Origin of the sequence: Actinomadura luzonensis (genome assembly GCF_022664455.2) — a bacterium.
Taxonomy (GTDB): Bacteria; Actinomycetota; Actinomycetes; order Streptosporangiales; family Streptosporangiaceae; genus Nonomuraea; species Nonomuraea luzonensis.
On sequence record NZ_JAKRKC020000001.1, the window covers coordinates 1,822,498 to 1,839,664 of the forward strand.

Below are 17,167 nucleotides of genomic sequence, written 5' to 3' on the forward strand. Positions count from 1 at the left end.
CCCCCCCGAAGGACCTCCATGACCCGATGCCGGGCCGCCTTATTGGCCCTTCTCACCCTGGTCGCCCTGTCCCCCGCCCTGTCGCCCGCGGCGTCCGCCCGCGCCGCCGACGAGGGACCCGAGCAGATCGTGAACGGCACCTTCGACGCCGGCACCGCCCCCTGGTGGGGCACCGGCAACGTCACCCTCGAAGCCCAGGACGGCCGGCTGTGCGCCGACATCCCCGGCGGCACCGCCAACCCGTGGGACGTCATCATCGGCCAGAACGACATCCCCCTGGTCGAGGGCGACACCTACGCCTACCGCTTCTTCGCCTCCGCCACCCCGGCCAAGGTCGGCCGCGCGCTGGTGCAGCTCCCGGTGGACCCGTGGACGCAGTACCTGTCGGCCGCCCCCGAGCTGAGCGTCTCGGGCAACGACTACTCCTACACCTTCACCGCCCCCGTGTCGCTGCCGAACGCCCAGGTGGTGTTCCAGCTGGGCGGCAGCGCCGAGCCCTGGAGGTTCTGCATGGACGACGTGTCGCTGAAGGGCGGCGCGGAGCCCGAGGTCTACGAGCCGGACACCGGCCCCCGCGTCCGGGTGAACATGCTCGGCTACCTCCCCTCGGGCCCCAAGAAGGCCACCGTGGTCACCGCCGCCACGACCGCGCTGGACTGGGAGCTGAAGAACGCCGCCAACGAGACGGTCGCCAAGGGCAGGACCACCCCGAGGGGCGTGGACGCCAGCTCCGGCCAGAACGTCCACACGCTCGACTTCAGCTCCTACCGCAGGACCGGCGAGGGCTTCACGATCACGGCGGACGGTGAGACCAGCCGCCCGTTCGACATCGCCGCCGACCTCTACGACCAGCTCCCGACCGACGCGCTGAAGTTCTACTACACGCAGCGCAGCGGCATCGAGATCCTCGGCAGCCTGCGTCCCGGCTACGCGCGTCCCGCCGGCCACGTCGGCGTCGCGCCGAACCAGGGCGACGTGAGCGTGCCGTGCCAGCCGGGCGTCTGCGACTACTCGCTGGACGTCAAGGGCGGCTGGTACGACGCCGGCGACCACGGCAAGTACGTCGTCAACGGCGGCATCTCGGTCTACCAGCTCATGGCGGCCTACGAGCGGGACCGGGCCGCGTTCAAGGACGGCCAGCTCGCGATCCCGGAGAGCGGCAACGGCCGCCCCGACATCCTGGACGAGGCCCGCTGGGAGCAGGAGTTCCTGCTGAGCATGCAGGTGCCGGACGGCAAGCCGCTGGCCGGCATGGCGCACCACAAGATCCACGACCAGAACTGGACCGGCCTGCCGCTGCTGCCGCACCTCGACCCGCAGCCGCGTGAGCTGCACCCGCCCTCCACGGCCGCGACGCTGAACCTGGCCGCGACGGCGGCGCAGGCGGCCCGGCTGTTCGCCCCGTACGACCCGGCCTTCGCCGCCCGCAACCTGACGGCGGCCCGCAAGGCGTGGGCGGCGGCCAAGGCCAACCCGGCCAGGTACGCCGACCCGAACGACGGCGTCGGCGGCGGCGCCTACAACGACGGCGACGTCAGCGACGAGTTCTACTGGGCGGCGGCCGAGCTGTACATCACGACGGGCGAGAAGGAGTTCAGGGACTTCGTGCTGGCCTCGCCGCACCACACCGGCGACATCTGGCGCGACCGGGGCTTCGACTGGGGCAACACGGCCCAGCTCGGCCGCCTGGACCTGGCGACCGTGCCGAACGGGCTGCCCGACCGGGCCCGGGTGCGGCAGTCGGTGGTCGAGGGGGCGGAGAAGTACCTGGCGATCCAGCGGGCGCACCCGTACGCGCTGCCGTACGACCCGCCGGACTACGACTGGGGCTCCAACAACCTGGTGCTGAACAACCTGGTGGTCATCGCCACCGCCTACGACCTGACCGGCCAGGAGAAGTACCGGGCCGGGGTCCGCGAGGGCATGGACTACATCCTCGGCCGCAACGCGCTCAACCAGTCGTACGTGACCGGCTACGGCGAGGTCGCCTCGAAGAACCAGCACAGCCGCTGGTACGCCCACCAGCTCGACCCGGCCCTGCCCAACCCGCCGCGCGGCACGCTGGCCGGCGGCCCGAACTCCGGCATCCAGGACCCGCTGGCGCAGCGCCTGCTGAAGGGCTGCAAGCCGCAGTTCTGCTACGTGGACCACATCGAGTCGTGGTCGACGAACGAGCTGACCATCAACTGGAACTCGCCGCTGGCCTGGGTCTCGGCGTTCCTGGCCGACAGGGGTGAGCGCGCGGACTGCCGGGTGCGCTACAGCGCGCACGCGGCCGGCCCGAACGCCTTCGCCGCCCAGGTCACGATCGAGAACACCGGCCGGCACGCGGTGGACGGCTGGACCCTGCGCTGGTCGTTCCCCGGCGGCCAGCGGGTGAAGCAGGACTGGGGCGCGTCGTTGTCGCAGTCCGGCGCGGTGGTGACGGCGAAGGGCCAGGGCACGATCAGGCCGGGCAGGACGGCGGCGTTCGGCTTCACCGCCGCCGTCCCCTCCGGCCCGAACCCGGCCCCGGAGGTGTTCCACCTGAACGGCGGCCGCTGCCGCTAGAGCCACGGTCCCCTGGGCATTGCGGACGCTTCGTTCAACGGAATACTGTCGTCCCCATGCCCAGGGGAACCGCTGAAGTGAGCGAGCCGATGTACTTCGTGCTCACGGCGCTCCGCGCCGGCCCGCTGCACGGGCACGCGATCAGCAAGTCCATCAAGGAGCTGTCGCGCGGGCGGGTGCAGCCGTCCGTCGGCACGCTGTACGGCATCCTGGAGCGCCTCAACGAGCGCGGCCTGATCAGCGTGGACCGCGAGGAGACGGTCAACGGCCGCAACCGGCGCTACTTCCGCATCACCGACGCGGGCCAGCGGCTCGTGGAGGCCGAGGCCCGCCGGATGCAGGAGGCGGCCTCCCTGGTCCTGCGCCCGTCCGGCGCCTGACGGCGGCCGCGGACGCGATGGGGTGAGCCGATCGGGGCCGCTCGCGCGTCCAAGAAACATGAGAATCATCCGCATCGTGCTCCTGGCCGCGCTCGTGCCCGCGCTGGGCGCGTCCGTGGCCCCGGTCCCCGCCCAGGCGGCCACGGCGAGGTCCGTGCTGGTGGAATACCGCAGGCAGGGCGGCTTCGCCGGGTTCGACGACCGGGTGGTCGCGTACGGGAACGGCTGCGTCCGGCTGAGCCGCCGCACCGGGCCCGTCGTCAACGCCTGCCTGACCGGCAAGGAGGAGCGCGGGCTGCGGGCGGCGCTGAAGGCCCTGCGCCTCGGCCGGTCGGAGCGGCCCCCGCAGGGGGCGGACTTCCTGAGGTACACGCTGGCCTACAAGGGCCACCGCGCGACCCGCTACACGCTGCCGAAGACCTGGCGGCCGGTCGTGGCCCGGCTCGACGCGATCATGACGAAGTACTGGGCGCCGGACTGACCGCCAACGATCTCCATCAAGTGATTGACCGGCAGGGGGTGGCGGAACTATGTTCGGGCGCATGACAGCAGCGGACGGCGGTCAGGTGGCCCTGATCGTCAAGGTCGCGACCCAGCTCTTCGCGGCCCTCGGCTACGACGGCACCTCCACCCGCCAGATCGCCGAGGCCGCCGGGCTCAACATCGCCACCGTCAACTACCACGTCGGCGGCAAGCGCGAGCTGTACCTGACCGTCATGGAACGCGCCCACCAGGCCGAACGGGCCGCGCTGGAGCAGGCGCTCGCCCGGCTGGCCGACGCCGAGCCGGTCCCCGCGATCCACCGGCTCGTGGACGACTACCTCGACTTCTGCGTGGACAACCCCGAGATCCCCGCCCTGTGGATGCACCGCTGGCTCTCCGACGCCGGTGACATCACCGAGCTGGAGCGCCAGTACGTCAAGCCGCTGATCGCCGCCGTGGGCGCCGCGCTGCGCCCGGCCCGCGCGGCCGGCGTCATCGACCCGGACGTGGACCTCGACTACACGATCTGGTCCGCGATCTGGTCCATCCACGGCTTCGCCAAGGGCGGCGTGCTCGACGACGAGGGCCGCCGCCGGGGCACCGGCGACCGGGCGGCCCTGCGCCGCTTCCGCGCCCACCTGCACCTGACCCTCCACCGCACGCTCGGCCTGCCCGGCGACGTCCCATGACGCACGCCGTCGAGCGCCGGCTCGGCCGGGACCGGCTGCTCGGTTACGGCGTCGGCTCGGTGGGCACCGGCGTGTTCTCCGCCGTCCCCGGGCTGCTGCTGCTCTACTACCTGACCGACGTGCTGGGCGTGCCGGCGTCGCTGGCCGGCGCCGTGCTGGTGGCCCCGAAGATCTGGGACGTGCTGCTCAACCCGCTCGTCGGCGCGGCCAGCGACCGCGAGGCCGTGCGCACCGGCCGCCGCACCCGGCTGCTCGCGGTCGGCGCGGCGACGCTGCCGGTGACGTTCGCGCTGATGTTCGCCGTGCCCGGCGGCCTGCCCGGCGGCGCGGCGGGGGCGCTCTGGCCCGGGGCGGCGTTCCTGCTGGCGGCCACCGCCTTCGCCTGCTTCCAGGTCCCGTACGTGGCCCTGCCCGCCGAGATGGCCGGCACCCAGGCCGCGCGGACCCGGATCATGTCCTGGCGGGTGGTGTGCCTGACGGTCGGCATCCTTGTCGCGGGCGGCCTGGCCCCCGCCGTGGTGGACCTGGCGGGCGGCGGCCGGGCCGGGTACGCGGTCATGGGCGTGGTCGTCGGCGCGGTCATGGCGGCGGCGCTGGCCGCCGCGACGCTGGCCACCCGCTGGGTGCCGTCGCGGCCGGGGCCGCGCCAGCTCGGCCTGGTCGCCGCCGTCCGGCTGGCGCGCGGCAACCTGCCGTTCTTCGTGCTGCTGACCGCGTTCGTGACGCAGGCGCTGGCCGTGGCGGTGATGCTGGCCGGGGCGCCGTACGTGGCGTCGTACCGGCTGGGCGACTACGGGCTGACGTCGGTGATGTTCGTCTGCCTGGTCGGGCCCAGCATGCTCGCGGTGCCCGGCTGGGCCTGGCTGGCCCGGCGGCACGGGCCGGTCCGGTGCTACCTGGCGGCCTCGGCCGGGTTCTGCGCGGTCGCGTTCGCGCTGATCCCCGCGATCGCGGCGGCGGGGCCCGGCGCCGGGGCCGGCACGGGCGGGCTGGTCGCCACGCTGGCGCTGACGGCGCTGGCCGGGGTCTGCTACGCGGCGCTGCAACTGCTGCCGCTCTCCCTGCTGCCGGACACCGTGCACGCCGACGCCGCCCGCACCGGGCAGGCGCAGTCGGGCGCGTTCACCGGCCTGTGGACGGCGGGCGAGACCGCCGGGCTGGCGCTCGGGCCCGGCCTGTTCGCGCTGGTGCTGGCCGGGTCGGGGTTCGTGTCCGCGCCCACCGAGTCGCCCGTCCCGCAGGAGCCGGCGGCGCTGACCGGGCTGCTGCTCGGCTTCACCGCGCTGCCCGCCCTGCTCATGCTGATCAGCCTGCCGTTCGTGGCCTGGTACGGCCGTCTCGCCAAGGAGCCCGTGTGAACCTCCCCCCGACCGGACGCGCCACCGGCGACCTGCTGGCCGAGCTCGCCCGGCTCAAGCGGCACGACCTGCCGGTGCGCGGCGGCCAGGTGACCGCCTACGTGTACGACACCGGCCGCGCCGAGGTCAGCGACGCGGCGGCGCGCGCGTACTTCGAGATGCTGGAGGTCAACTGCCTGGACCCGACCGCGTTCCCCAGCATCGTGGAGATGGAGCGGCAGGTCGTGGGCGCGGTCGCGGACGAGCTGGGCGGCGGCCACGGCATCTTCACCAGCGGCGGCACCGAGTCGATCATGCTGGCGGTGAAGGCGGCGCGCGACGCGGCCGGGCGGGCGCGGCCCAACCTGGTGGTGCCGGTCACCGCGCACCCCGCCTTCCACAAGGCCGCGCACTACCTCGGCGTGGAGGTCGTCGCCATTCCGGTGGACCTGGAGACGTACCGGGTGCGGGCGGCCGACGTGGCCGCGGCGATCACCGGGGACACGGTCCTGGTGGTCGTCTCCGCGCCGTCGTACCCGCAGGGCGTGCTCGACCCGGTCGAGGAGGTCGCCGCCGTCGCGGCGGCGGCCGGCGTGCCCTGCCACGTGGACGCCTGCGTCGGCGGCTGGCTGCTGCCGTGGCTGCGCGCGGCCGGGGCCGAGATCCCGCCGTTCGACCTGTCGGTGCCCGGCGTGACGTCGATCTCCTGCGACCTGCACAAGTTCGGGTACGCGCCGAAGGGGGCCTCGGTGGTGCTGTTCGCCGATCCCGCGATGCGGCGCAGGGCGTACTTCGCCTCGGCGGCCTGGCCCGGGTACACGATCATCAACGCGACCGTGCAGAGCTCGCGCTCGGCCGGGCCGCTCGGCGGCGCGTGGGCCACGCTCCAGGCGCTCGGCCGGGAGGGGTACGCCGAGCTGGGCCGGGCCACGCTGGAGGCGGCGACCAGGCTGCGCGAGGGCATCGCGGCCATCCCGGGGCTGCGGGTGCTGGGCGCGCCCGAGTCGTCGCTGGTGGCCTTCGCGGGCGCCGACCTCGACGTGTTCGTGCTGGCCGACGAGGCCCGCGCGCGGGGCTGGTTCCTGCAGCCGCAGCTCTCCTACGCCGGCATCCCGGCCAACCTGCACATCACCGTCACCGGCGTGACGCTGGCCGGGGTGGAGGCCATGCTCAAGGTCATCGCCGACGCGGCCGCCGCCGCCCGGGAGCGCGGCCCGGTCGTCCTGCCCGAGGGGCTGGTCGAGCTGGTGGCCGGCCTCGACCTGGACGCCCTCGACGACGCCGCCTTCGCCGAGCTGGCCGCCTCGGTGGGGGCGGACCTGCGGCCGGGCGCGGGCCAGCCCGAGATGGCGGTGGTCAACACGGTGCTGGACGCCCTGCCGGCGAGCAGCCGCGAGGCCGTGCTGGTGCGCTTCCTCTCGGTGCTCTACGGCACCGGCTGAGCCCGGCGCCGCTCCTGCTCCAGCCGCCGGTACAGCTCCGTCAGCGTCTTGCCGCAGCGCACGTTGGACTGCCCGCTGCCCGGCGGCACGGGCACGACGCGGACCGCGATGTAGCCGCCGCCCGCGCCCTCCAGGATCTCCCATCCGGCGATCCGCCTGATCCCCGTCACGACGTCCTCGCCGTAGGCACGAAATCACCTTTCCTTTCGCCGGTCCGGACAACGGAGGGAGGTGAATGTCCGGAAGCCCGGCGCGGTTTTCGACGGCCACTTACCAGGGTGCCGTGTCCGGGTTACGTTGTAACCAGCGCGGCACTGTCCGTGTCCAGACAGACGACGGGACCTGGCATGTCGGTGGACGAGCGGCTGGAAACGTACGGCGAGGTGTTGAGAAGGGCCCGGGTGGCGGCCGGGCTGTCGCAGGCGGCGCTGGGCGCGGTGCTGTCCTGCAGCGAGAGCCTGGTGGGGCTGATCGAGCGCGGCAAACGCCGGCCGACGAGGGGTTTCACGCTCGCCGCCGAGGCCGCGCTGGAGCTGAACGGCGACCTGCTCAGCCGGCTGCCCAACACGACCGCGATGACGGTGCCGAAGTGGTTCAGGGAGTGGCCGCGCGTGGAGGAGAACGCGCACACCATCCGCACATGGGAGCCGCTCGTTGTCCCGGGGCTGCTCCAGACGCCCCGCTACGCGCGCGCCCTGCTGTCCGCCGAACCGGGGGCCACCGAACAATGGGTGGCGGAGGCCGTCGAGACCCGGATGCGGCGGCAGGCGGTGTTCGAGCGGGCCCATCCGCCGATGTTCTGGGCCCTCATGGACGAGTGCGTGCTGCGGCGCCCGGTGGGCGGCCGGGAGGTGATGCGCGAACAACTGGGACACCTGCAGGAAATGGCCCAGCGGCCGAATATCTCTTTACAGATCGTGCCGCTGGAGGTGGGCGCCACGGCGGGGTTGCTCGGCGGCTTCGCGCTCGCCCGGGGCGAGGGCATGCCCGAGCACATCTCTCTGGAGGACGCCGCCCAGGGCTCGGTAACTGCCCACGAGGAGACGGTACGGCGGGTTAACCTCAGGTACGACGCGATCCACACGTGGGCGCACCCCATACACGTGAGTCAGCGACTAGTACGTGAGGTGGCGGCGAAGTATGACGAGTGACGAATCGACCGACGAGCTGCGGGCCGAGCTGGAGAGCACGCGGTGGACGAAGTCCTCGCTCTCCGGCTCCAGCGGCGGCAACTGCCTTTTCGCCGCCAGGCTGAGCGGCGACCGGTACGCGATCCGCGATTCCGAGCAGCCCGACGTGCCGCCGATGATCCTGCGCGGCAGCGTGTTCCGCGCATTCGTCGGCGGGGCGAAACTCGGCGAATTCGACTTTTAACCGGAATATCCGCTTACCAGCAGCCGTGCCTCGCTGCCGGGGAGAGGTCAGCTCGTGGGGAGGGTGGCCGTGACCAGGAAGCCGCCGTCCTCCTCCGGGCCCGCCTTGAGCGTGCCGCCCGCCAGCTCCACCCACTGGCTCACCTCGCGCAGCCCCGCGCCGCCCGGCCCGCCCGGCGCGACCGGCTCCTCCGGCCGCGCGTTGCGCACGCTGATCCGCACCACGCCCGGCAGGTAGCGCACCTCCACCCGGGCGTCCGCGCCCGGCGCGTGCGCCCGCACGTTGGCCAGCGCCTCCTGCACCACCCGGTACGCGGTCCGCCCCACCGCCCCCGGCACGGACACCGGCACGCCGCTCACCACCAGCTTCGCCGGCACGCCCCGGAAGGCCGACTCCGACACCAGCGAGCGCAGGTCGGGCAGCGGCAGCCCGAGGTCGAAGCCCTCGCCGGTGCCGCGCCGCAGCAGCGCGCTCATGTGCCGCAGCTCCTCCAGCGCCGCGCAGCCGGCCGCCCGCAGCTCCTCGGCCGCCGCCCGGGAGCGCTCGTCGCCCGCCTCCTCGGCCAGCGTCCCGGCGCGCAGCACCATGTGGCTGACCCGGTGGGTGACGACGTCGTGCATCTCGCCGGCCAGCCGCTCGCGCTCCACCCGGGCGGCCCGCTCCTCCAGCGCGCGCCGCAGGCGGGTGGCGGACTCGGCGTACAGGCCGTACAGGAGGGCGAGGGCGAGCACCACCTCGGTGCGCAGCACGAGGAGGGCCGCGCCCGGCCAGCCGGCGAGCAGCAGCACGGCCAGGGCGAGGGCGAGCACCGGCGCCCAGCGGCGGGCGGCGCGGTGCCGCTCGGCGCGAACGCCATGGCCGCGTACGCCGCGAACGGCCCGGCCGGCGGCCACAGCGGCAGGCTCTCCAGCGGCGGGACCGCGGCGGGCGCGAGCACGCACAACACCGGCAGCAGCGCGGCCGTGGCCGCGGCGGCCCAGGCGGCGGTCAGCGGCGCGCGCCGCATCCACAGCAGCGGCACCGTGGCCGCGAGCAGGAGCGGGAGCAACGGCCCCGGCGGGTGGGCCGCCAGCGTCATGCCCGCCGCGACGAGGACCGCGACCGCCTCGGCAGGCCGCGGGCGGACACCGTCCACCGGCTCATCGTACGATCACCGGCCGCCCCTGCCCAGGCGTCGCTCACACCTTGGTGATGCGGACGGCGTCCGCGATGACGTAACCGGCGGCCGAGGTCCAGCGGCTCACGCCGACCACGTTGTACGTCCCCGCGGCCAGTGAGAACGTGCCGATGCTCCGCCACGCCCCGCCGCCGCTCCGCTGGTCCACGACGACGGTCTGGCTGCCGCCGGAGGCCGCCACGACGTACGGCGTCGCGCTGTTGTAGCCGGCGTTCGCCGGGTACCACACCTCCACCCGGTAGCTGCCCGCGCTCGGGATCGTCGCCGCGTACCAGGCGGGGTCGCTGGCGGCGACCGGGTCGGCGAAGCGGTAGTCGCTCCCGTAGAGCTGGCCGGAGTAGGTGGAGGTGCCCCAGCTCGCGCTCGCGGTGAAGCCGGCGGCGGCGTTGTCGAGCGTCACGCTGAACGCGCCGCCCGCGGAGCCGGCGCTCCGGCCCGCGCTGGGCGCGCTCTCCTGGTGGGTCCTGGTGAGCGCGGTGACGTAGTAGGTGCTCTGGCCGCTCGCCGTGGTGTCGGTGAACGTCCTGGCGCGGGTGGTGCCGAGCAGGTTGCGGGCGTCGGCGAAGAAGCACGGGTCGGCGGCGGACGGGGTGCCGGCCACCCGGTAGACGGCGTACGCGGCGCCGGAGCCGGTCCAGGCGAGCTGGACGCCGCCGGACCCCTGCGTGGCGGCGGTGATGACGGGCGCGGCGGGGGCGGCGGCGGTGCCGCGCGCGGGCAGCAGGGCGGGCCGGGTGTAGTGGGCGCTCACCAGGCGGGTGATCGCGCCGATCCGGTCGGCCTTGACGTCCTTGGCGCTGAAGTACACGTCGCCGGCGATCTCGGGGTGCTTCCTGTTGTCGTACAGGTGGTCGCTCAGCTCGGCGGGGTCCTGCCAGGCGGCGTCCTGGCCGGAGGCGCCGGCCCGGTAGGCGGCCTGGCCGACGACGAGCTGCACGCCGGTGTCCCTGACGACGTCGGACCACCAGGCGGTGAGCACCTCGTAGGCGGCGGTGGAGAAGCCGAGGTGCCAGTAGATCTGCGGCGAGATGTAGTCGACCCAGCCCTGCTTGACCCAGGTGCGGCTGTCGGCGTAGATCGCGTCGTAGGACTGGAGGCCGGAGGTGCGCGAGCCGAGCGGGTCGGTGCCGGAGTTGCGCCAGATCCCGAACGGGCTGACGCCGAAGGAGACGTGCGGCTTGGCCGCGTGGATGCGCTGGTCCAGCTCCTTGACCAGGAGGTTCACGTTCTCCCGCCGCCAGTCGGCGACGTTGCCGAACGAGCCGCCGTACTGGGCGAAGGTGGCGGAGTCGGGGATGGGCTCGCCGCTCACCGGATACGGGTAGAAGTAGTCGTCGAGGTGCACGCCGTCCACGTCGTGCGTCGAGACGGCGTCCATGATCGCGTCCTCGATGAAGTCGCGGACCGCCGGGATGCCGGGGTTGTAGTAGAGCTTGCCGCCGTAGGCGAAGCGCCAGCCGGGGTTCTGCCGGGCGGGGTGCGTGGCGACCAGCTTGCTCGGGTCGTCGTGGTTGGCGATCCGGTACGGGTTGAACCAGGCGTGGAACTCCAGGTTGCGGGCGTGGGCCTCGCTGACCATGAACGCCAGCGGGTCGTAGCCCGGGTCGCCGCCCTGGGTGCCGGTCAGCCACTGCGACCACGGCTCGTACGGCGAGGGCCAGAACGCGTCGGCCGTCGGCCTGACCTGCACGACCACGGCGTTCATGCGCTTGGCGACCGCGAGGTCCAGCCAGGCGCGAAACTCGGCCTGCTGGGCGGCGGCGCTCAGCCCGGTGCGGCTCGGCCAGTCGATGTTGGCGACCGAGGAGATCCACATGGCCCGGAGCTGGCGCTTCGGGGTGGCGGGATCAGTGGTGCAGGCGGCGGCGACGGCCGCGGGGCCGGGGGCGACGAGGGTGACGAATGCGGCGAGCAGCGCCGCCAGGACGGTACGCGGGAGCGCGGTCACGAAGGGAAGTTTCAGCGCATTGACCCCATAGCGCAATAGTTTTCACCATTTTGCGGGGGCCCAACTTCGGACACCCTGTCAACGAGGGTGAAAAGTTTCACTTAACCCGCAAGTAATGTCAATTATCGACATTCGTCAGGTGGGTGTCGTAGCGTGCGAGCCGTCACCCTTGTGAACGAGGAGCACCCCCATGAGACTCGCCCGCACGCGATTAGCAGCCCTCGCCACCTCCTTCCTCGCCGTCCTCCTCCTCATCGCCGCAGGCCGGCCCGCCCTGGCCCAGCCGGTCGCCCAGGACGGCCCGCTCCCCGCCGCCTTCGCCAAGGCGGCCGCCCAGTACGACGTGCCGCGCGATCTGCTGGTCGCCCTCGCCTACGCCGAGACCCACCTCGACGGGCACCGGGGCGAGCCCAGCGCCAGCGGCGGCTACGGCGTGATGCACCTGGTCAGCAACCCCACCAACCACTCCCTGGAGAAGGCCGCCGAGCTGACCGGGCTCCCGGTGGAGAAGCTGCGCACCGACGACGCCGCCAACATCCTCGGCGGCGCCGCCGTCCTCCGCTCCCACGCCGACGCCCTCGGCCTCGACGAGCCGGCCCGCAAGGACGCCGGCCGCTGGTACCAGGCGGTCGCCAAGTACGGCAACGCCACCACGCCCGAGCTCGCCCGCCTGTACGCCGACGCCGTCTACGACGGCCTCGGCCTCGGCATCGACCTCCACGGCGTGCAGGTCAAGCCGCAGGAGGTCACCGCCGACCGGGGCGAGTACGCCAAGGCCCGCGACCTCAACGCCAAGGCCGACGCGAGCATCCTCAGCACCGACTACGGCCCCGCCGCCTGGGTCGCCGCCAGCTCCAGCAACTACACCGCCTCCAGCCGCCCGTCGAGCTACGCCATCGACCGCGTGGTCATCCACGTCACGCAGGGCTCGTACGCCGGCACCATCTCCTGGTTCCAGAACTCCAGCGCCCAGGTCTCCGCCCACTACGTGGTCAAGTCCTCCAACGGCGCCATCACCCAGATGGTGCGGGAGAAGGACATCGCCTGGCACGCCGGCAACTGGACCTACAACACCCGCTCCATCGGCATCGAGCACGAGGGCTACGTCAGCGAGGCCTCGTGGTTCACCGACGCGATGTACCGGGCGTCCGCGGCCCTGACCAAGGCCATCTGCGACAAGTACGGCATCCCGAAGGACCGCAGCCACATCATCGGCCACAACGAGGTGCCCGGCGCCACCCACACCGACCCCGGTTCCTACTGGAACTGGACCACGTACATGAACTACGTGACCGGCGGCGGCACCCCCTCGTGGACCACCACCGTGGACAACTCCACCTCCGGCCAGTTCACCGCGAGCGCCAACTGGGGCACCTCCACCTACTCCAGCCAGCGCTACGGCGCCGACTACCGCTTCGCCGACCCGGTCTCCGCCAGCGACCCGGCGTGGTACTCGGCCACCATCCCGAGCGCCGGCACCTACCGCGTCGAGGTCTGGTACCCGGCCGACCCGGGCTACAACAGCTCGGCGCCGTACATCGTGGCGGCCTCGGGCGGCAACCAGACCGTGTACGTCGACCAGCGGAGCGGCGGCGGGGCCTGGAAGAGCATCGGCACGTTCTCGCTGAGCGCGGGGACGTACAACGTGGTCGGCCTGAGCCGGTGGACGGCCGGCACGGGCTACGTCATCGCCGACGCCGTCCGCATCAGCCGCGTCTGACCCCCTCCGACCGGCGGCCCGCGTCCTCGTGGAGGGCGCGGGCCCGCGGCCGTTATGGTGGCACGCAAAAACGGAGCTCCGCGTGCCGCCATCAGCGTTACTGACCTGGCTGGGCGCCCTGTGCGCCGCCGCCTTCCCGACCTACGAGTCGTGGAGCGCCCGCACCGCGGGCACGGAGTTGAGCGTTTGCGTGTCCGACGCCTTCTCCGCCGACGGCATGTGGCACTGGCTGGTCACGCCGGTCGTCCTGGCGCTGCGCGGCGACCTCGACGCGCTCTGCCAGATCGCCGTCACGTGGGCGGTCCCCGCGCTCGTGGTCCTGGCGGGCTTCTCCCGCTGGCACTCAGCGGTGGCGGGGCGGCGGACGGCCGGGGCGCTCGCGTCGATCGCCGTGCTCGGGCCGCTCGTGTGGCCGTACTGGGATCCGGCGGCCTGCGACACCGTGCCGATGTTCAGCGGCGAGTGGCTGGCGGAGGTGAGCGGCCAGTTCGGCGGGACGGCGGTGACGGCCCCGCTGGTGGCCGCCGTGCTGGTGCTGCTCGCGACGCAGGTGCTGGGCCCGGCCGAGGAGCGGCCCGCCGCCCCCGCGAGCCGGGTGGCGCGGCGGGCGGGGGCGGTCCTGATCGACTATTGGGTGGTCGTGGTGTGCGTCGTCCTCGTGGCGCGCTCGTCCGCGGACGCGCTGGAGTACGGCCTGTGGAACTGGCTCGTTCTCGACGCCGTCGTGTCCGAGCCCGCGCGGCTGCTGCTCCCGGTCGCGGTGATCGGTTACGTGCTGAGCGGGCGGACGCTCGGGGCCTGGCTCATGGGCCTGCGCGGCCGCGGTCAGGCGGTGGCGCCGCCGTCGATGACGTGATCCTGGCCGACGACGAAGCCCGACTCGGGCGAGGTCAGCCAGAGCACCGCCGCCGCGATCTCCTCGGGCGCAGCCACCCGCCCGATGGGCAGGGAGGCGCTCATCCGCTCGTCCCGCTGCTCGCGGGTCTCGCCGGGGCGCGTGGACATGGGCGAGTCGATCGGCCCCGGGCTGACCGCGTTGATCCGGACGCCGTCGGCGATGTGGTCGCGGGCGGCGGTGCGGGTCAGGTGACTGACGGCGGCCTTCGACGCGGCGTACGCGGCGGCCCCCGGCAGCCGCCAGTGCGCGCCCAGGTTGGAGGCGACGTTGACGATCGTCCCGCCGCCGTGCGCGCGCATGTGGCGGATCTCGTGCTTCATGGTCAGGAAGACGCCCTTCAGGTTGACCGCCAGCACCTGGTCCCAGACGTCCTCGTCGTAGTCGGCGGCGGGCGCGAGCATGCCGAAGATGCCGGCCGCGTTGCAGGCCACGTCGAGCCCGCCGTACCGGGAGACCGCGGCGTCGACCATGGCGGCGGCCTCGGCCGAGCGGGTGACGTCGGCGGCGAAGGCGCTCGCCCGCCCGCCGTCCGCCTCGATGTCCTTGACGAGCGCGGCCAGCCGGCCGGGGTCACGCCCGGCGGCCAGCACCGCGGCGCCCTCGCCGGCGTAGGCCCGGGCCACCGCCGCGCCCACCACTCCGGTGGCGCCGGTGACGAGCGCGACTTTTCCCGCGAAACGAGCTGTCATAATTCAATACCAATCGTTCTCAAATGGAGACGGCCGTCATGGCCTGGTCGACGGCGTCGCGCAACCGGCGCGGGTCCGGGTCGGCCCGGCCGAGCACTCTGACGCCCTGCAGCAGCACGAGCAGGAACCTGGCCAGCGCGTGCGGGTCCTTGTGCGCCGGGATCTCCCCCTGGGCCCGCGCCCGCACCAGCACGCCGGCGATCGCGGTCTCCAGCTCTGCCCAGCTCGCCGCCACCCGCCGCGACACGACCGCGTCGCGGGAGCCGAACTCGACCGCCGAGTTCACCACCATGCACCCGCGGCGCAGCTCGTCGGCCAGGCATTCGGCGACGTAGCCGTCGAGGAAGGCGCGCAGGGCGGGCAGCGCCGGCCCCGGCTGGGACAGCGGCTCCACGACGCCGGACCGCGCCAGGTACAGCTCCAGCGCCTTCAGGTACAGCTCCCGCTTGCCGCCGAAGGTGCCGTAGATGCTCGCCCGCGCGATGCCGAGCGCGGCCACGAGGTCCGCCATCGACGTGCCCTCGTAGCCGCGCTCCCAGAACAGCTCCAGGGCCTTCTCCAGCGCGACCTGGGGATCGAACTCCTTGCTCCGTGCCACGCGAGCACGCTAGCAGTATCGAGAACGATCGGTCAAAAATGTCAGCGCGGGGTGAGGATCCAGCGCCAGGCGCCGTCCCGGTTGGAGTCGCGGTTCGCGGCGAGCTGCGTCATGCGCTCGCCGTCCACGCTGACCAGGACCAGGCCGTTGTCGAACTCGTCGCCGCAGGAGCCGGCGCAGCCGAGGGCGAGCACGTTGTCGTCGTCGGCCCAGGCGTGGAGCTGCAGGACCCGCTGGCGGCCGGCGACGGCGCCGGTCGCGCGGTCGGTGATCTCGGTGGGCAGGCCGTCGGGACCGAGCACGAGCCGGCCGTCCGGGGAGAGCGCAGACTCGGCGGAGTAGCCCACGTAGACCTGGCCCTGCGGCGCCTCGCGCGGCGCGCCGTCCAGGGTGTACCAGACCCGGTCGGGCTGGGTGTCGGTGGGCGCCCAGATCGCCGTGCCGTCCAGGCTCCAGCCGAGGTCCTGGCGGCCGTTCATGTTGGCCGGCTCGTCGCCCGACGTCCTCGCCGGGAGCTCGTGGTAGTCCGCGGTGCCGGCCTCGACGTCCACCACGTAGTAGCCGGTGCGGGTGCTGGGGGGCAGCGTCTCGTTGCGGGTCCGCGGGTCGCGGCCCCTCGTGTCGGGAAAGCCGGAGTAGGCGGTGGCCAGCACCTTCCTGCCGTCCGGCGACCAGGAGAGCCCGGCCACCGGATGCTCCACGTCGAACCAGGCGAGGATCCGCCGGGTGTTCAGGTCCAGGACGCCGATCCGCCGGGCGGGCAGGTCGCGCTCCAGCACGGCCGCGACCTGGAGGCCGGGGGCCACGTCCAGCCAGCCCCACGAGGTGCGCTCGTAGCCGCCCGTGCGGGGGTCGTACAGGGACCAGGTGCGGACGTACCGGGTCAGGTTCGGCCCGGCCGGCTCCTCGCTCGTCGTGTAGTACGCCGACATCGCCAGGCGGCCCGCCGCGACCAGGCGCGCCGGCGGGCTGTGCTCGACGTCGGCGCGCACGTCGGTCGGGGCGGGAGAGGGCCGGGCGGGCAGCGTGATCCCGGTGGCCGGGCGCACCGTCACCGCCGGCTGCCGCTGGCCGGACAGCACGAACGTGACGCCCGCGATCAGCACCGCCACCAGCCCCGCCGCCAGGCCGGCCAGCAGGACCGGCGGCCCGGCCGGCCGCCGGACGCGCCCCCGCAGCGCCCGGTCGGCGAGGTCGTGCGGGACGCGGGCCTCCCCCGCCCACTCCTCCATCGTGTCGCGCAGCAGCCGGGTCACCGGTACTCCTCCTTCGTCGGGCGAAACGGGTCGAGCGGCGGCGTCATCGGACCGCCGCCAGTTCCTGGGCCAGCTCGGGGGCGATCTCCCTGAGGCGCGCCAGTGACCGGTGCGCGGTGCTCCTGACCGTGCCCACCGAGCAGCCCAGCGCGCGCGCCACGTCCTGCTCGGGCAGGTCCTCGAAGTAGCGCAGCACCAGCACCGCGCGCTGGCGGGCGGTCAGCCGGGCCAGCGCCGCGCGGAGCACCAGGCGCAGCTCGCTCTGGTGGTTGAGGTCCCGGGCCGCGGCCTCCGGCGGGTCCGCCAGCACCACCTCGCCGCGCCGCGTGCTCGTCCGCCACCAGCTCACCTGCTGCCGGTACATGGTCTGCCGCGCGTACGCCTCAGGGGCGGCCACCCGCCGCCACCTGGTGGCGAGCTTGGCCAGCGCGTGCTGCACCAGGTCCTCGGCCGCATGCTGGTCGCCGCCGGTGAGCAGGAACCCGAGCCGCATGAGTGCGGGGGAACGCGCGGCGACGAACTCGCGGAAACGCTGCTCGTCCGCGGCGTCCACGATCACCTCCGAAGGGGTCGACGTCACCCTCTCAGACGCCGCGCGTACCCTCCCGCTATGCCTCCGCGCCCCC

At 73.6% G+C, this 17,167-nt stretch carries 17 protein-coding genes; 10 read left to right on the forward strand and 7 right to left on the reverse strand.

Features of this window, described 5'->3' with window-relative positions:
* Nucleotides 1–18 precede the first annotated feature (18 nt).
* From MF672_RS08610 to MF672_RS08635, 6 genes are all read left to right on the forward strand, one after another.
* A complete protein-coding gene (locus MF672_RS08610) occupies nt 19–2,550 on the forward strand; it encodes a glycoside hydrolase family 9 protein (RefSeq protein WP_242372489.1) in 2,532 nt (843 codons plus the stop codon).
* A 56-nt stretch (nt 2,551–2,606) separates the two neighbouring features.
* Nucleotides 2,607–2,930, forward strand: coding sequence for a PadR family transcriptional regulator (locus MF672_RS08615; RefSeq protein WP_242372486.1), 324 nt, complete (start codon nt 2,607–2,609; stop codon nt 2,928–2,930).
* Between the two features lie 58 nt (nt 2,931–2,988).
* Nucleotides 2,989–3,411 carry a hypothetical protein gene (locus MF672_RS08620; RefSeq protein ID WP_242372483.1) on the forward strand — a complete coding sequence of 141 codons (423 nt, stop codon included), beginning with the start codon at nt 2,989–2,991 and terminating at the stop codon, nt 3,409–3,411.
* 61 nt (nt 3,412–3,472) lie between these two features.
* Nucleotides 3,473–4,102 carry a TetR/AcrR family transcriptional regulator gene (locus MF672_RS08625; protein ID WP_242372480.1) on the forward strand — a complete coding sequence of 210 codons (630 nt, stop codon included), beginning with the start codon at nt 3,473–3,475 and terminating at the stop codon, nt 4,100–4,102.
* Entirely contained in the window at nt 4,099–5,460 is a 1,362-nt protein-coding gene (locus MF672_RS08630; protein WP_242372478.1) for an MFS transporter, read from the forward strand. The genes MF672_RS08625 and MF672_RS08630 overlap by 4 nt, the downstream gene beginning before the upstream one ends.
* The gene (locus MF672_RS08635) at nt 5,457–6,881 is read left to right on the forward strand and encodes a pyridoxal phosphate-dependent decarboxylase family protein (protein ID WP_242372475.1); all 1,425 of its coding nucleotides are present in this window, start codon (nt 5,457–5,459) and stop codon (nt 6,879–6,881) included. The genes MF672_RS08630 and MF672_RS08635 overlap by 4 nt, the downstream gene beginning before the upstream one ends.
* Here the strand turns inward: MF672_RS08635 and MF672_RS08640 are convergent.
* Nucleotides 6,866–7,051, reverse strand: a complete 186-nt coding sequence (locus MF672_RS08640) for a hypothetical protein (protein ID WP_242372472.1) — start codon at nt 7,049–7,051, stop codon at nt 6,866–6,868. The genes MF672_RS08635 and MF672_RS08640 overlap by 16 nt on opposite strands.
* 177 nt (nt 7,052–7,228) lie before the next feature.
* Here MF672_RS08640 and MF672_RS08645 point away from each other — a divergent pair, with 177 nt between their 5' ends.
* Nucleotides 7,229–8,032 (forward strand): helix-turn-helix domain-containing protein, encoded by an 804-nt coding sequence (locus tag MF672_RS08645; RefSeq protein ID WP_247815206.1) that lies wholly within the window; start codon nt 7,229–7,231, stop codon nt 8,030–8,032.
* Nucleotides 8,022–8,255, forward strand: a complete 234-nt coding sequence (locus MF672_RS08650; protein ID WP_242372466.1) for a DUF397 domain-containing protein — start codon at nt 8,022–8,024, stop codon at nt 8,253–8,255. Before MF672_RS08645 ends, MF672_RS08650 begins: the two co-directional genes overlap by 11 nt.
* 47 nt (nt 8,256–8,302) lie before the next feature.
* On the opposite strand, the gene MF672_RS08655 is transcribed toward MF672_RS08650, so the two are convergent.
* Together MF672_RS08655 and MF672_RS08660 are read right to left on the reverse strand one after the other, a co-directional pair.
* Nucleotides 8,303–9,148 carry a sensor histidine kinase gene (locus tag MF672_RS08655; RefSeq protein ID WP_247815207.1) on the reverse strand — a complete coding sequence of 282 codons (846 nt, stop codon included), beginning with the start codon at nt 9,146–9,148 and terminating at the stop codon, nt 8,303–8,305.
* Nucleotides 9,149–9,433: 285 nt separating this feature from the next.
* On the reverse strand, nt 9,434–11,380 hold the full coding sequence (locus MF672_RS08660) for a family 10 glycosylhydrolase (protein ID WP_242372463.1): 1,947 nt from the start codon (nt 11,378–11,380) through the stop codon (nt 9,434–9,436).
* 190 nt (nt 11,381–11,570) lie between these two features.
* On the opposite strand from MF672_RS08660, the gene MF672_RS08665 reads away from it, so the two are divergent.
* Both MF672_RS08665 and MF672_RS08670 read left to right on the forward strand, forming a co-directional pair.
* Complete coding sequence (locus tag MF672_RS08665) at nt 11,571–13,100, forward strand: golvesin C-terminal-like domain-containing protein (RefSeq protein ID WP_242372460.1); 1,530 nt, start codon at nt 11,571–11,573, stop codon at nt 13,098–13,100.
* An 82-nt stretch (nt 13,101–13,182) separates the two neighbouring features.
* On the forward strand, nt 13,183–13,956 hold the full coding sequence (locus MF672_RS08670) for a hypothetical protein (RefSeq protein ID WP_242372458.1): 774 nt from the start codon (nt 13,183–13,185) through the stop codon (nt 13,954–13,956).
* On the opposite strand, the gene MF672_RS08675 is transcribed toward MF672_RS08670, so the two are convergent.
* The 4 genes from MF672_RS08675 to MF672_RS08690 are packed head-to-tail and all read right to left on the reverse strand — an operon-like array spanning nt 13,926 to nt 17,121.
* On the reverse strand, nt 13,926–14,687 hold the full coding sequence (locus MF672_RS08675) for an SDR family NAD(P)-dependent oxidoreductase (protein WP_242372456.1): 762 nt from the start codon (nt 14,685–14,687) through the stop codon (nt 13,926–13,928). The genes MF672_RS08670 and MF672_RS08675 overlap by 31 nt on opposite strands.
* Before the next feature lie 19 nt (nt 14,688–14,706).
* A complete protein-coding gene (locus tag MF672_RS08680) occupies nt 14,707–15,285 on the reverse strand; it encodes a TetR/AcrR family transcriptional regulator (RefSeq protein ID WP_242372454.1) in 579 nt (192 codons plus the stop codon).
* A gap of 41 nt (nt 15,286–15,326) precedes the next feature.
* Nucleotides 15,327–16,541 carry a hypothetical protein gene (locus MF672_RS08685; RefSeq protein ID WP_242372451.1) on the reverse strand — a complete coding sequence of 405 codons (1,215 nt, stop codon included), beginning with the start codon at nt 16,539–16,541 and terminating at the stop codon, nt 15,327–15,329.
* A 43-nt stretch (nt 16,542–16,584) separates the two neighbouring features.
* On the reverse strand, nt 16,585–17,121 hold the full coding sequence (locus tag MF672_RS08690) for a SigE family RNA polymerase sigma factor (RefSeq protein ID WP_302893180.1): 537 nt from the start codon (nt 17,119–17,121) through the stop codon (nt 16,585–16,587).
* Nucleotides 17,122–17,167: the final 46 nt, after the last annotated feature.

Excerpts from the sequence above, each read along its gene's own strand:
- MF672_RS08650 (WP_242372466.1), top strand. The coding sequence starts at position 8,022 with ATGACGAGTGACGAATCGACCGACGAGCTGCGGGCCGAGCTGGAGAGC.
- MF672_RS08675 (WP_242372456.1), bottom strand. The coding sequence starts at position 14,687 with ATGACAGCTCGTTTCGCGGGAAAAGTCGCGCTCGTCACCGGCGCCACC.
- MF672_RS08610 (WP_242372489.1), top strand. The coding sequence starts at position 19 with ATGACCCGATGCCGGGCCGCCTTATTGGCCCTTCTCACCCTGGTCGCC.
- MF672_RS08625 (WP_242372480.1), top strand. The coding sequence starts at position 3,473 with ATGACAGCAGCGGACGGCGGTCAGGTGGCCCTGATCGTCAAGGTCGCG.
- MF672_RS08630 (WP_242372478.1), top strand. The coding sequence starts at position 4,099 with ATGACGCACGCCGTCGAGCGCCGGCTCGGCCGGGACCGGCTGCTCGGT.
- MF672_RS08620 (WP_242372483.1), top strand. The coding sequence starts at position 2,989 with ATGAGAATCATCCGCATCGTGCTCCTGGCCGCGCTCGTGCCCGCGCTG.
- MF672_RS08665 (WP_242372460.1), top strand. The coding sequence starts at position 11,571 with ATGAGACTCGCCCGCACGCGATTAGCAGCCCTCGCCACCTCCTTCCTC.
- MF672_RS08615 (WP_242372486.1), top strand. The coding sequence starts at position 2,607 with ATGCCCAGGGGAACCGCTGAAGTGAGCGAGCCGATGTACTTCGTGCTC.
- MF672_RS08645 (WP_247815206.1), top strand. The coding sequence starts at position 7,229 with ATGTCGGTGGACGAGCGGCTGGAAACGTACGGCGAGGTGTTGAGAAGG.